Genomic DNA, 12,939 nt, shown 5'->3' with positions numbered 1-12,939 from the left:
CGGGACCGGGGACCCGGGACGTCGAGGGTTCACGACACGCGCGACCTGCAAGGCCGTCGCGAGTCCCGAGCCCCGAGTCCCGAGTCCCGAACATTCAGGCGAACTGCCTGAGAAACCGCACGTCGTTGTCGAAGAAGCTGCGCAGGTCGTCGACGCCGTAGCGCAGCATCGCGAAGCGTTCCACGCCCAGGCCGAAGGCGAATCCGGTGTATCGCTCCGGGTCGATGCCGACGCTGCGCAGCACGTTCGGGTGCACCATGCCGCAGCCGAGCACTTCCAGCCAGCGGGTCGAGCCGTCCGGCTGCTGCCAGGCGATGTCGACTTCCGCCGACGGCTCGGTGAAGGGAAAGTAGCTCGGGCGGAAGCGCATCTCGAAGTCGCGCTCGAAGAACGCGCGCACGAATTCGGACAGCGTGCCCTTGAGGTCGGCGAAGCTGGCGTGCTCGTCGACCAGCAGGCCCTCGCACTGGTGGAACATCGGCGTGTGGGTCTGGTCGGAGTCGCTGCGATAGACCTTGCCCAGCGCGATCATGCGCAGCGGCGGCTGGCCACCGGCTGCGAGCAGGTCCTGCATGTAGCGCACCTGCACCCCGGAGGTGTGGGTGCGCAGCAGGCGCCCGTCATCGAAATAGAAGGTGTCGTGCATCGCCCGCGCCGGATGGTGCGGAGGGAAGTTCAGGGCCTCGAAGTTGTGCCAGTCGTCCTCGATCTCGGGGCCGTCGGACAGCTCGTAACCCAGGCGGCCGAAGATGTCGGCGATGCGTTCCATCGTCCGGCTGACCGGGTGCAGGCCGCCGCGCGCGGCGTCGCGGCCGGGCAGCGTGACATCGATGGTCTCGGTTGCCAGGCGCGCATCGAGGGCGAGGGCGTCGAGCGCGGCCTTGCGCGCGGCCAGCGCCGAGCCGATCGCGTCGCGGGCGCGGTTGATCTCCGCACCCGCGGCCTTGCGCTGGTCGCCGGGCAGCGCGCCCAGCGACTTGAGCTGCGCGGTGATGCTGCCGTTCTTGCCCAGCAGGGCCACGCGCAGCGCCTCCAGCGCTTCGGGAGTATCGGCGGCGACGATGTCGGCCAGCGCCTGCCGCGATAGTTGTTCGATCTCAGTCATCGCACCGCATCCTCGGATCATTTCCCATCAGACCACGCCATCGGATTGCGTTGCCATCCCGAGCGTAGCGAGGAATCTGCTGCGTGGTACAGCACCAGGAACAGATCCCTCGCTGCGCTCGGGATGACACAGCCGGGAGCCGCCAAGAAAAAGGACTGCTCCCCAAAACGAAACATGGGGAAGGACTTGCGCCCTTCCCCATGCGTGTACCGCGTTGTGCATCCCGACCGCGCGGCCGCGCAAGCGCGACGCGCGTGGGATGCGAACAACTTACGCCGCGAGTGCGCCCTTCGCCTTCTCCGCCAGGGCGGTAAAGCCCGCGGCGTCGTGCACGGCGATGTCGGCCAGCACCTTGCGGTCGAGGGTGATGCCGGCCTTCATCAGGCCGTTCATGAAGCGGCTGTAGCTGATGCCGTTGGCGCGCGATGCCGCGTTGATGCGGGCGATCCACAGCGAACGGAAATTGCGCTTCTTCTGCTTGCGGCCGATGTAGGCGTACTGCAGCGCCTTCGTAACCGCCTGCTTGGCGACGCGGAAGACCTTGCGACGGGCGTGGTAGTAGCCCTTGGCCTGCTTGAGGACCTTCTTGTGACGACGGCGTGCCTGCACACCACGTTTGACTCGTGCCATTGTTCAGCCCTCCTCAGAGATACGGAAGCATGCGATCGAGACGGCCTGCGTCCTCGGCACGAACGTGGTTCGTCTGCCGGAGGTTGCGCTTCCGCTTGGTCGCCTTCTTGGTGAGGATGTGGCTACGGTTGGCGTGGCCTGCCTTGTACTTGCCGGAAGCAGTCTTCCGGAAGCGCTTGGCCGCGCCCCGATGCGTCTTGATCTTGGGCATTGCATTAGTCCTTGAGGGTTTTCTTCGACTGGCCCGGGCGGCGACCGTTGCACCCTTCGGGTACGGCCACGCTTTCCATCCTGCCCCTGCCGGCTTGTAAGTCCTTGATCCAGAAGGGATCCGGACGGGTCCTGGTCACGCACACACATCCCGGCGAAACCGGGCCGCACATTATGACGGGTCGGGGATTGCCTTGCAAATCATTTGGTTAGGCGACAGGCCGACCCCGGTCGCCCGTAGGAGCGGCGGAAGCCGCGATCCCCGCGCCATCAGGCCCACAGTCGCGGCTTCCGCCGCTCCTACGAGGTCAAGGGCAGGCTCAGGCTCACCCTCTCACCCTCTGCCCTCTCCCGCATGCGGGAGAGGGAACAGTCGGCATCGCCGCTCTTCGGGCGGCGATTATTTCTTCTTGGGGGCGATCATCATGACCATTTGCCGGCCTTCCAGGCGCGGGCGCGATTCGATCACGATGTCTTCGCCAAGGTCGGCCTCGATCCGGGCGGCCATTTCGCGGCCAAGTTCCTGGTGGCTCATCTCGCGGCCACGGAAGCGGATGTTGACCTTGATCTTGTCGCCTTCCTCGAGGAAACGGCGCATGTTGCGCAGCTTGATCTGGTAGTCGCCCTCGTCGGTGACCGGCCGGAACTTCATTTCCTTGATTTCGACCTGCTTCGACTTCTTCTTCGCCTCGTTGGCCTTCTTCTGCTGCTCGAAGCGGAACTTGCCGAAGTCCATGATCTTGCAGACCGGCGGATCGGCATTGGGCTGGATCTCGACCAGGTCGAGTCCGGCATCGCCGGCCATCTGCAGGGCTTCGTCGCGCGAGAGCACGCCGACCATTTCGCCATCCGCGCCAATGACGCGCACATTCGGGACGCGGATATCCTGGTTGCGGCGGTTTTGCTTGTTGTCGATGCTGATACGTGGATCTCCAAGGAAATGCATGCCGGCCACCATCGTGACCGGGCCTGCGGGACAGGGCCGCGTGGCCCCGCACCGGATACAACGCTACGCGAGGGCGCGATCGTCCCCGGTCAGACGCGCGGCAAAGTCTGCGACGGACATCGTGCCCAGATCTTCCCCTGACCGCGTGCGCACGGCGACGGCCCCGTTCTCCTTCTCGCGGTCCCCCACCACGAGCAGGTACGGCACGCGCTGCAGCGTATGCTCGCGAATCTTATAGCCGATTTTCTCGTTCCGCAAATCCCCGGCGACCCGGAAGCCTTGATTTGCAAGGGTTTTCCGGACTTCGGCCACCCAGTCGGCCTGGGCGTCGGTGATGTTCATCACCACCGCCTGCACCGGGGCCAGCCAGGCCGGCAGGCTGCCGGCGTGGTGTTCGATCAGGATGCCGATGAAACGCTCCATCGAGCCCACGATGGCGCGGTGCAGCATGACCGGGTGGCGCTTCTGGCTGTGCTCGTCGACGTATTCCGCCCCGAGCCGGCCGGGCATCATGAAATCGACTTGCATCGTGCCCAGCTGCCAGGTGCGTCCGATGGCGTCGCGCAGGTGGTACTCGATCTTGGGGCCGTAGAAGGCGCCCTCGCCCGGCAGCTCCTCCCACTCCACGCCGGCCGCGCGCAGGGCTGCGCGCAGGGCCTCCTCGGCCTTGTCCCAGGTGGCGTCGTCGCCCAGTCGCGGCTCGGGGCGCAGGGCCAGCTTGACCTGAACGTCGGTGAAGCCGAAATCGGCGTAGACCTGCATGGCCTGGACGTGGAAATCGGTGACCTCGGACTCGATCTGGTCCTCGGTGCAGAACACGTGGCCGTCGTCCTGTGTGAAGCCGCGCACCCGCAGGATGCCGTGCAGCGCGCCGGACGGCTCGTTGCGGTGGCAGGAGCCGAACTCGCCGTAGCGGATCGGCAGGTCGCGGTAGCTGTGCAGGCCCTGGTTGAACACCTGCACGTGGCCGGGGCAGTTCATGGGCTTCACCGCGTAGGTCCGCTTCTCGGACTCGGTGAAGAACATGTTGTCCTTGTAGTTGTCCCAGTGGCCGGACTTCTTCCACAGCTCCACGTCGAGGATCTGCGGGCAACGGACCTCGCCGTAGCCGGTGTCGCGGTAGACCTTGCGCATGTACTGCTCGACCACCTGCCAGATGCTCCAGCCCTTGGGGTGCCAGAACACCAGCCCCGGCGCCTCTTCCTGCAGGTGGAACAGGTCCTGCTGCTTGCCGATGCGGCGATGGTCGCGCTTCTCGGCCTCCTCGATCCGCTGGATGTAGGCGGCGAGCTGCTTCTTGTCCGCCCAGGCGGTGCCGTAGATGCGCTGCAGCTGCTCGTTCTTCGAGTCGCCGCGCCAGTAGGCGCCTGAGATGCGGGTCAGCTTGAAGGCCTTGAGGAAGCGCGTGTTCGGCACGTGCGGGCCGCGGCACATGTCGACGTATTCCTGGTGGTGGTACAGGCCCATCCGGGTGACGTCGTCGTCCATGTCCGCGATCAGGCGCAGCTTGTAGTCCTCGCCGCGGGCCTTGAAGGTCTCGATGACTTCCGCGCGCGGCGTCATCTTCTTGATGACGTCGTAGTCCTGCGCGATCAGCTCGCCCATGCGCTGCTCGATCGCGGCCAGGTCGTCGGGCGTGAACGGCTGTTCGCGCCAGATGTCGTAGTAGAAGCCCTCGTCGATCACCGGGCCGATCACCATCTTCGCGTCCGGGTACAGCTGCTTGACCGCGTGGCCGACCAGGTGCGCGGTGGAGTGGCGGATGATCTCGACGCCCTCCTCGTCCTTCGGCGTGATGATCTGCAGCGTGGCGTCGTGGTCGATGACGTCACTGGCATCGACCAGGTGGCCGTCGACCTTGCCGGCCACGGTCGCCTTGGCCAGGCCCGGGCCGATCGACTGGGCGACGTCCATGACGGAAACGGGGTGGTCGAACTCGCGGCGGCTGCCGTCGGGGAGGGTGATGTTGATCATGTCGGCTTCTTGGGAAGACACCGCGGCGGGCGCGGCCTGGTGTGCGGGGCGGATGCGGGCAACAAAAAAGGCGCCAGGGCGCCTGTCGTCATCGTGGCGATGATGGCCCTGGGTCGGTCAACGATGATCGCGGGTAGTGTCCATGTCGCACGCTCGGCCGGCGTTTCCGCGGGCCACCTTGCATCGGCTCGACTGCCGATTCTAGACGAAAACGGCCCCAACCGCTGCGGCCTGCAAGCGCCTGCAGGTGCCTCCGGTGCCCGTCGCGACCGTGCGTCCACGAACAACCGACCAGCGCACGGGCGGATCCCGTGGCAAGCCGCCTGATCATGGGGACAGCCGGAACTTCTTCGGCCACGGACCCTGGTCCGCGCCACCCCATCCGTCCGCACGCTCCACGGGCAGGTTCCGCTTGTCTGGAACAGGCCCAGCCGCTAGAATTCGCGTCCCTTCGGGCGGTTAGCTCAGCGGTAGAGCACTACCTTGACATGGTAGGGGTCACAGGTTCGAACCCTGTACCGCCCACCACGGAAACCCCTTAAAAATAGGCGTTTCCGTGACGAAGGAGAGGAAACCCGGCCAAGCGCCGGGTTCTTTGTAAGTGCAATGTAAGTGCAACAGCACCCCTAGCTTTCCGCGTTGCTCAGTACATCCCTCAGGTTCGCCAGCGGCATGCCAATGTCCGCACTGGCTCCTATCAGCCGTCCTATCCATCCACTCTGGATGGGGTGCGAGTTAACCCTAATCCCCAGATTTGCCTTTGCCTGAAAGACTGCCCCGGCGAAGTAAGCGGATTCGATAGGCGACTGAGCGCGCTTGGCTCCGTCAACCGTCCCATACTTGGCTCCACGATCCAGCCGCGACCTTATGGCTGCCAGCTCATCCTGGAGTTGCTCGACTTCGTCGCGCGGTATGGCCCGGCGATCCCCAATCTTGTTCATTAGGTCGTCCATCGCGGCATGAATAGCCTCCATTTCCGCCACGACTTCCAACACATGCATCCGCTCCATGTCGGAAATGCTCATTGCTCCCTCCGTTGTTTCTCGGCATCAGACTACGGAAGATAGCCCCCGCCCGCCCTTTCGGGGTGGAACCGGACGGGGGCCTATGCCGATTGATACCGCCAGCTCGACACGGGCTGGCAGCGGTCGGGTAGGAAACCAGGCGCGGCCCGACTCGCCATTACCCGCGCCTAGTGTTTCGTGGCATTTGCCGATTGGATGATCGTCTGCGCCTCGGCATCGAACGGGACTTCCCACGCCATGCCGTCCGGGAAGCTCACGGCCAGGCACAACTCGTCGCCGCGCCAAGTCACACGCATGTCGCCATCGAACACGCTGCGATTGTGGGCGCGGCACAGGCGGGCCAGCTCGGCTTTCAGTTGGTCACACGGTAGGGATTGATTTTGCATAGATCAAAGTCTCCTTGTTGCCGGAACGGATGTTCTGAATCGACGTAATGTCGAAGGTCTTGCCGTCGAACGCGATGCGCATTCCGGCGTTAATGTCCGCGCGATGGCGGATCGTGAACTTGGTCGTATCCTCGGCTTGCACCGCAGCGGCGGCGAAATACTCGCGGCCTACCAGCGGATCGACGCGGGCAAAGACGGACACGAAATCCACCCACGTCTGGATCATCTCGCCCGTGACGGGGTCTTGCGCGATCGTCATCTCCCGGAAGGTGATCTTCCGGTTCAGGTCGTTGGCGACATAGGTCATAGCAGGATCAATCCTCGGGTTGCGTATGGGTCTACGGGTGGCGCTTCGGCCGTCTGCGAAATGCCGATTGCCATTGCCAGCGCCTGCATCCCGTCGATGCGGCCCGTGGATCGGGACTTGTCCAGCTTCCGGCCGCCTGCGGGGTCTTTGACGGTCGTGGCGTTCGCCGCGCACATGGTCAGGACCGGGTGCCCTCCGTGCGCGATCCGCGCGTTCAACAGCTCGGCCTCCAGTGCATCCAGCGCCGGGGCCATGTCCTTGTAGCCCTGCCCCCACGGCACCAGCGGCAGCGACAGGCCCATGCGGTCCAGCTCGCGGCTCAGGATGTCCATGCGCCAGCGGTCAAACGCGATGGCGTGCAGGTCAAGCCCGGCGACAATCTCGGCGATGTCCGCTGCTACATGCTCGTAGTCCACGGACGCGCCCGGAGTCGTGCGCAGGAAGCCTTGCCGCGCCCATACGTCATAGGGGGCGCGGTCACGCTTGGAACGCTCCACAAGCCCCTGCGCGGGCGTCCAGAAGTGCGGGAACACCTGCCACACGCCAGCCACCTTGCCGGCGAGCACAAGCGCGGTCAGGTCGTGCCGTGCGGACAAGTCCAGGCCAGCGAATACCGGCCCCTCGAACGGCACGGGCTTGGTGCCGCACGCCTTCCACACGTCCGGCGACACGAACGGGGCATCGGTCGATACCCGCTGATTCAGCAGCAGGTTCCGCGCGCTGTTCTCCATGCTCGGCATCCGCTGCGCCTGCACCAATTGCTCGCGCAGGTCGTCCAGTGACCGGAACAGGCCCAGCGCCGGGTTAGCGGCCTTCCATGCATCCTCGTCCATCAGGTCCGCGCCTTCCGGTGCGGCATACACGTGCGACACGATGCGCGGGTCTTTCGACTGCGCGGCATCGTCCAGCCAGACGGAAAACAGGTCGGCATCGTTCGCCGCCTGCGTCGATATGGCGATCAGCAGCGGGTCGGCATGGGCACCCTGCGAAGTCGTGATGGCGTCCACGAAGTCCGACTGCGGCCCTCGCACCTGCCCGACTTCATCCAGGATGGCCAGCACCGGCGACAGGCCATGTGCCGTTTTACCCTCGGCCGCCAGTGCGCGGAACTCGGTATTCAGGGGAAGGCCGATCAACCGTTTCCCGCTCGGCACGATGCGCACCAGCTTGGACAGTCGCGGTGATAGCTGCACCATCTTTGCCGCCAGGTTGAACACCAGGGCCGCTTGCTCTCTGGACATGGCGCCGCTGACAAGCTGCGCGTTCTGCTTGGCCTCGGGGCCGACCAGATGCGCCAGCAGCAGCGCGGCAATCAACCCGGTTTTCCCATTCTTGCGGGCGATGGTCAGAAAAGCCCTACGGGTGCCTGCGGGGTTGTCGTACACAGCCGCGATGAACTCGCGCTGGAACGGGGCCAGGCGCAGGGGCTGGCCTACGCCGGCACCGTCAGGCGTCAGGCAGTAGGTTTCGACGAATCGACAGATGGCCTCGGCACGGGTCACTTCACTACCCGCAGCGTCGGAATCAGCGGGTCGTGCTCGCCTTCGGCGTTGCGCTCTGTCTCCAGCGTCTTGGCGTTGTCCTCCGCCCGTCCGATGGTCGCCTCGGCGTGGACGTGTAGCAGGCGCATCAGCGTTGCCACGCGCTTGGTCAGCGTTTCGAGCAAGCGATGCTTCGGGTTCAACGTGCCGGACGCGGTTAGGTCGCCTTCGGTTGCCAGCTCGCGTTGCAGGCGTTCGATGTCGCACTGCGCGCGGGCCAGAATGGCGGCGGTGGTCAGGTCGGCATCATTCCAGCGATGGCGCGGCCGGTTGCGCACGACAGCGTCCCAGAAGGGGCGCGCATCGGCTTGGACGTATACATGCGCAGGCGGGTCCAGCGGGCCTTGTGCAGCGTTCTGCGCCGCCTGGACGGCAGCACTCGCGCTGTCCGATCTAGCGTTGCGGGATTTCATCGGGATTCTCGGTTAGCGATAAAAGGAAGGTTCGGACGGCGGTCGGGAGCGGTCAGCTGCCAGCGATCTTTTCGTTCCAATGCGAACTCGGATCGCGCGGCCAGCCCGACTCATCGCAGCCATGCGTTCCGTGTTGCTCGCGCATGGTCTTGATCGAGTGACAGCTATGGCAGCGCGGGACCAGGTTGTGCGGTGCGTTGTTGCTTGGGTCGCCGTCGTCGTGGTCAACGTCCGTGGCCGGATGCTTGCAGTCGCGGCACAACGGATCGCGGGCCAGTACCGCAGCCCGCAACCGTTGCCATCTGTAGCTCCCTAGGGGGATCGTCCGCCTAGGGTCCGCGTCACGCCCGCTAGGCCGCGTCGGCCTGCGCTGCATCGTCTATGCCTTCCAGTGCGGGCAGGTTCTCCAGCGTGCGGGCTTCGGACTTCAGCAGCCATCCAGCCGCAATGCCCGACTGATAGAACGCCGCACGCCCCGTGCTATCACCGCGCAGCAGCCCTTCGACGTTGTGTTCCACAAAGAACCGCTTGCGTGCGATAGGCCCAAGCAATGCACGCTCGCAGCCTTCCTCCCACATGGTCAGCCAGCGCCGCAACGTATGGGTCACGAACCATCGGTTCATCTCGACGGAGTTGCTGAAGTTGGCATGGCGCAGGTCAGCCACCAGCACCGGGGGCACGCGGAAGATGCGGCAGATTTCCTCGACGCTGAACTGCCGGGACTCCAGCCACTGCGCATCCTCGTTGCTCATGGACAGCTGCGCATACTTCAGGCCGTTTTCGAGAATGGCGGTCTTGCCCGTATTCCCGTAGCCGCTGAACTGCTGTTCCCATGACTCGCGCAGGCGGCCGATGCTTTCGTTGGTCATGACGTTGTCGGTCTGCAACACGCCCGACAGCCGCGCACCGTTCGCCCATGCCTTGTTGCCATGCTCCTGCGATGCCAGCACGCCGCCCAACATCTCGCGGGCGACCTGGATGCGGGACTTGCCCACGATGCCGTTATCCGTGCGGTCCTTCAGGTGCAGGACTTCATCGGCCAGCAGCGCACGCATCTTGCCCGTAGTCGGGTCGGCCACGTCATAGCGAATCCGTCCGCTCGGCAGCTTCAGCACCGTGACATTCTGCGGATGGATCGGCTCCAGGCTGGTGACGTTGCCCGCTGCATCGGACTTGATCTCCGCATACCCGTTGCCCCACAGCAGGACGTGCGCGGTCAGCTGCTCCCGGAACTCCAGCGCGGTCTGCCGCTCGTTCGGCTGGTCGTGAAGCACGCGGTAGAGGGAATGATCCGACGCACGCACGCGGTCGCCGTTGTCCTCCTGCCGGTACACCAGCAGCGGAAGCCCGCCGATGGTCTCCGCGATGGACTGGACGCAGGAAAAGACCGTGCTAATGGTCTCCGCGTTGCCAGGCGACACGGGCAATCCTGCCGACGTGCCGCTCGGGATCAGCGCCGCCCATGACGGGTCATTGTCGCGGGTCTCTTTCTTTTGCCAAGGCCAACGCATCAGACAGTCTCCAGCCACCTACGGCGCGGCTCCAGCAGAAACGTCTGCATGGGCCGGCTCCGCAGCGCGACAGTGGTATCGGGATACGCGGGGAAGCTCTGCACGATGCTGATTTCGTGCAGCTCGACTTCCTCCAGGGTGCGCAGGTCGCCTTCCCAGCTATCCCGGACGGCGCGAAAGCCAAAGCTCACGCCGCCAAGGTCGCCACGGTTGGCAAGCTCGCGCAGGTCATTCCCGATAGAGGTGGCGGGCAGTTGCAGACGGAAGGAAAGACCGTGCACGGTTTCCTCCAGCTCCAACGTGCCCGATTTGGTCCGGCCTAGAACCTTGGCCGGGTCGTGGTCGCTCAGGGCCAGGATGTCCCGGTTCTCGCTCAGGGTGCGCGTGAACGCACCCTTTGCGATCCGCTCCCGGAACTCGCCAATCCGTGTTTCGGACTCATAGGGGGCCGCCAGCCCGACAAGCTGGCGGCCCTCCAGACTGGCCGGAGCGAAACGTCGCTCCAGGTCAGAGGCTCGGGACATCGTCGGCCCACACAAAGGCTTCTTCGTGCCGGATGGCGATGTCGCACGTCGCCATCGCGCGGATCAGGACGTTGCCCTTGGAGTACGCGGTCTCGCTGAACGGGTTCACCAGGATGTCCAGCTCGCTCCACACGCCCAGCAGCACCTGCGACCAGTCGCCGAAGATGGCGAAGTTGCCGCCCGAATCGCTCGGCACCTGATTCGTGGTGTGCACCGCATAGCCGCCCAGTTGGCCGTTCTCCATCAGGAAACCGGCACCGGCATCGCCCGAAACCTTCAGCGTGTCGCGCAGCTTCGCCTTCGCGCTCGGGTTGGTCAGCCATGCGTGATTGCCCAGGGCGTTGGCAGTCTCGACATCCTCGATGATCGCCAGCACCTGCGCCCAGGTCGGGCCAGCCAGCGTGCCGTTCGCGGTGCCCAGCGTGGCAATGATGCCGTCCGGCTCATTGGAGCCGCCGCCCTGGATCAGTGCCGAATCGATGGCCTGCGCGATCTGGAAGCTCATGTCGTCGCGCAGCAGCGATTCGATGGTCGGGTCGCTCTGCTGGATCAGCTGGCGGCTCATCTCCGACAGGGCGCCGACGTGCTTCGGGGTCAGGCCGACGTTGTCGAAGGTCATGTCGCTCGGCGACAGGGCGCTGTTCTCAGCCACCCAGCCCGCCGTGACGCTGGAGCCATGCTTCGGGATCGACACGTTGCCGCGCAGGCCCGACAGGACACGCACGCCAAGGCGACGGGCCAGCAGGCTGTTCCGCAGGGCGCCGATGTACTGGTCGCCGCGATGATCGGTGCCGACGATGTCATCCGCGGTGGTCGTGGTGTTCACGCGGCGCTCGATCGCACGCATGGGGACAAACACGCCCTCCGCCTTGCGACCGTTGCGGCGCTCGATCTCGGCGTTGTACTCGGCCTCCGCACCGTCCAGGGCGCGGCCTTCCATGCCCGCCTGGACGATCTTCAGGATGGACACGCGGCTTTCCAGCTGGTCCAGGTCGCGCTCGCCGTTGCCAGCGATCACCGTGCCGGTGGCGCGGCGCTCGGCATCGTCCAGGAACTGCGCGCGGGATTCCTGCGCCTCCAGCTGCTCGATCTCGCCCTTCAGGGTGTCGAACTTGCTCGACTCCTCCGGGGTCAGGTTGCGGTTCTCGGCACCGGCCAGGATGGCGCGGGCTTCGGTGGTCTTGTGGGCCTTCGCCTCACGAATGGACTTCAGGTTCATCAGGTTTCCTTGTGCACAAAAAAAGCCCCTTTCGGGGCCGGGGGGGTCTTTCTCGCCTCTCAGGATTGCGACTCAGCTGCGCCGAATCCTGTGTTCAGTCGGTACGGGTCCAGCAGCCGTTGCGCTGCCCGTCGCCGGTATGCGTTCACCTGCGGATCTCCTACGTCGCCATGCACGGCCGCCAGCAGGCAGCAAGCAATGACAACGTCCGGTTCCGGTCCGCCGGAGTCGGCCTCGGGATCGAAGCCAAGGTAATGCCGGACTTCCGCACTCGCGGACTCCAGCGCCAGCGTGAACGTGCCGTCCAGGTCGTTGGTCAGCTCGCGGACGTAGTCCTTGAACTCTTGAAGGGTTGCAATAGTCATGCCGTCTCCAGAAATAGATGCGCCCCTACAAACCGGGGGCGCGCGGTGTCCTTTAAGCCGGGACGGGCTGGCGGGGTGTCCGCTCTGACACGGCGGACGCGCGATTAGCCGGCATGGGCGACCGGCTGAATTTCGTGATCGCGGGCAGTTGCCCGGAAGTAATCCCCGCCAAGGGTCAGGCTGCGAACTCGAACTCGGGACCGGATACGTCCGGCTCGGAGTCGTCATTGGTGGCGGCTCGCGCCTTTACCATGACTTGTTCCACCTGTCTATTAGTATTATTACACACAGAGGCAGATTCCTCGTCCCGCTTGTTCAGCCTCCGGCCGATGGGGTGTCGGTCCCACTCGCTCGCCTTGCCAGGCGGGTTCAGCAGCCCTAGCCACGGCTGCGACGGCGGCAGGCTCGCCGCTTCCTCGGCCGTGTACGTCACGCACGGGGCAGCCGGTCCGCCCCGCAGCAGGTTGTCCGGGTTCCGGGGCCGGTCGTGCGCCGCCACGATCCGCTCCGGGTGCCCGTGGTAATTCCTCGGGTTGCACTCGGGGAACGCATGGTGGAATGCAGCCACCAGCCGGCCATGAACCCGGCGCTTCACCTTCACTTGGCGGACCAGCTCATCCAGCCGCGCCCGCCTGACCCCCAGCAGCTTGGCAGCCGTGGCGTGGTCGCAGTCGCCAGCGATGCAGCGGTCTACCAGCTCCAGCAGCAGGCGGCGGCTCATCGGCCACCAGCCCGAAACCCGCCGGGTTTCCGTTGGGTTTTTTCGCGTCGTTGTGGGCCGCT

The 12,939-nt window shown here is 65.2% G+C and carries 15 protein-coding genes and 1 tRNA gene; 1 reads left to right on the top strand and 15 read right to left on the bottom strand.

All coding sequences use genetic code 11. The features are described from left to right. Positions 1-94 precede the first annotated feature (94 nt). From pheS to thrS, 5 genes are all read right to left on the bottom strand, one after another. The gene (gene pheS / locus ABD679_RS11580) at positions 95-1,105 is read right to left on the bottom strand and encodes a phenylalanine--tRNA ligase subunit alpha (protein ID WP_344760140.1); all 1,011 of its coding nucleotides are present in this window, start codon (positions 1,103-1,105) and stop codon (positions 95-97) included. A gap of 270 nt (positions 1,106-1,375) precedes the next feature. Next, complete coding sequence (rplT, locus tag ABD679_RS11575) at positions 1,376-1,735, bottom strand: 50S ribosomal protein L20 (protein WP_344760139.1); 360 nt, start codon at positions 1,733-1,735, stop codon at positions 1,376-1,378. A 13-nt stretch (positions 1,736-1,748) separates the two neighbouring features. Further along, the gene (gene rpmI, locus ABD679_RS11570; protein ID WP_024889803.1) at positions 1,749-1,946 is read right to left on the bottom strand and encodes a 50S ribosomal protein L35; all 198 of its coding nucleotides are present in this window, start codon (positions 1,944-1,946) and stop codon (positions 1,749-1,751) included. Between the two features lie 399 nt (positions 1,947-2,345). Then, complete coding sequence (infC, locus tag ABD679_RS11565; RefSeq protein WP_344760138.1) at positions 2,346-2,891, bottom strand: translation initiation factor IF-3; 546 nt, start codon at positions 2,889-2,891, stop codon at positions 2,346-2,348. A gap of 63 nt (positions 2,892-2,954) precedes the next feature. Then, positions 2,955-4,865 carry a threonine--tRNA ligase gene (gene thrS, locus ABD679_RS11560; protein WP_344760137.1) on the bottom strand — a complete coding sequence of 637 codons (1,911 nt, stop codon included), beginning with the start codon at positions 4,863-4,865 and terminating at the stop codon, positions 2,955-2,957. A 453-nt stretch (positions 4,866-5,318) separates the two neighbouring features. On the opposite strand from thrS, the gene ABD679_RS11555 reads away from it, so the two are divergent. Next, positions 5,319-5,393, top strand: a tRNA-Val gene (locus ABD679_RS11555). Positions 5,394-5,491: 98 nt separating this feature from the next. Here the strand turns inward: ABD679_RS11555 and ABD679_RS11550 are convergent. The 10 genes from ABD679_RS11550 to ABD679_RS11505 all read right to left on the bottom strand — a co-directional run bounded on the left by ABD679_RS11550 (position 5,492) and on the right by ABD679_RS11505 (position 12,877). Then, a complete protein-coding gene (locus tag ABD679_RS11550) occupies positions 5,492-5,890 on the bottom strand; it encodes a hypothetical protein (RefSeq protein WP_344760136.1) in 399 nt (132 codons plus the stop codon). A gap of 167 nt (positions 5,891-6,057) precedes the next feature. After that, positions 6,058-6,186 (bottom strand): hypothetical protein, encoded by a 129-nt coding sequence (locus ABD679_RS11545; protein WP_344760135.1) that lies wholly within the window; start codon positions 6,184-6,186, stop codon positions 6,058-6,060. A 64-nt stretch (positions 6,187-6,250) separates the two neighbouring features. Then, on the bottom strand, positions 6,251-6,583 hold the full coding sequence (locus ABD679_RS11540) for a phage head closure protein (protein ID WP_344760134.1): 333 nt from the start codon (positions 6,581-6,583) through the stop codon (positions 6,251-6,253). Next, entirely contained in the window at positions 6,580-8,085 is a 1,506-nt protein-coding gene (locus ABD679_RS11535) for a terminase large subunit (protein ID WP_344760133.1), read from the bottom strand. The genes ABD679_RS11540 and ABD679_RS11535 overlap by 4 nt, the downstream gene beginning before the upstream one ends. Next, entirely contained in the window at positions 8,082-8,537 is a 456-nt protein-coding gene (locus ABD679_RS11530; protein WP_344760132.1) for a hypothetical protein, read from the bottom strand. Before ABD679_RS11530 ends, ABD679_RS11535 begins: the two co-directional genes overlap by 4 nt. Positions 8,538-8,887: 350 nt before the next feature. Further along, positions 8,888-10,048, bottom strand: coding sequence for a phage portal protein (locus ABD679_RS11525; protein WP_344760131.1), 1,161 nt, complete (start codon positions 10,046-10,048; stop codon positions 8,888-8,890). Continuing rightward, a complete protein-coding gene (locus ABD679_RS11520) occupies positions 10,048-10,572 on the bottom strand; it encodes an HK97 family phage prohead protease (RefSeq protein ID WP_344760130.1) in 525 nt (174 codons plus the stop codon). The genes ABD679_RS11525 and ABD679_RS11520 overlap by 1 nt, the downstream gene beginning before the upstream one ends. Then, positions 10,556-11,791, bottom strand: coding sequence for a phage major capsid protein (locus ABD679_RS11515; protein ID WP_344760129.1), 1,236 nt, complete (start codon positions 11,789-11,791; stop codon positions 10,556-10,558). The genes ABD679_RS11520 and ABD679_RS11515 overlap by 17 nt, the downstream gene beginning before the upstream one ends. A gap of 59 nt (positions 11,792-11,850) precedes the next feature. Continuing rightward, complete coding sequence (locus tag ABD679_RS11510) at positions 11,851-12,156, bottom strand: head-tail connector protein (protein ID WP_344760128.1); 306 nt, start codon at positions 12,154-12,156, stop codon at positions 11,851-11,853. A 175-nt stretch (positions 12,157-12,331) separates the two neighbouring features. After that, the gene (locus ABD679_RS11505) at positions 12,332-12,877 is read right to left on the bottom strand and encodes a hypothetical protein (RefSeq protein WP_344760127.1); all 546 of its coding nucleotides are present in this window, start codon (positions 12,875-12,877) and stop codon (positions 12,332-12,334) included. Positions 12,878-12,939: the final 62 nt, after the last annotated feature.

Origin of the sequence: Luteimonas lutimaris (assembly GCF_039537065.1) — a bacterium.
GTDB lineage: Bacteria > Pseudomonadota > Gammaproteobacteria > Xanthomonadales > Xanthomonadaceae > Luteimonas > Luteimonas lutimaris.
Note: the sequence above shows the minus strand (reverse complement) of the source record. Positions and strands in the feature narration are given on the sequence as shown.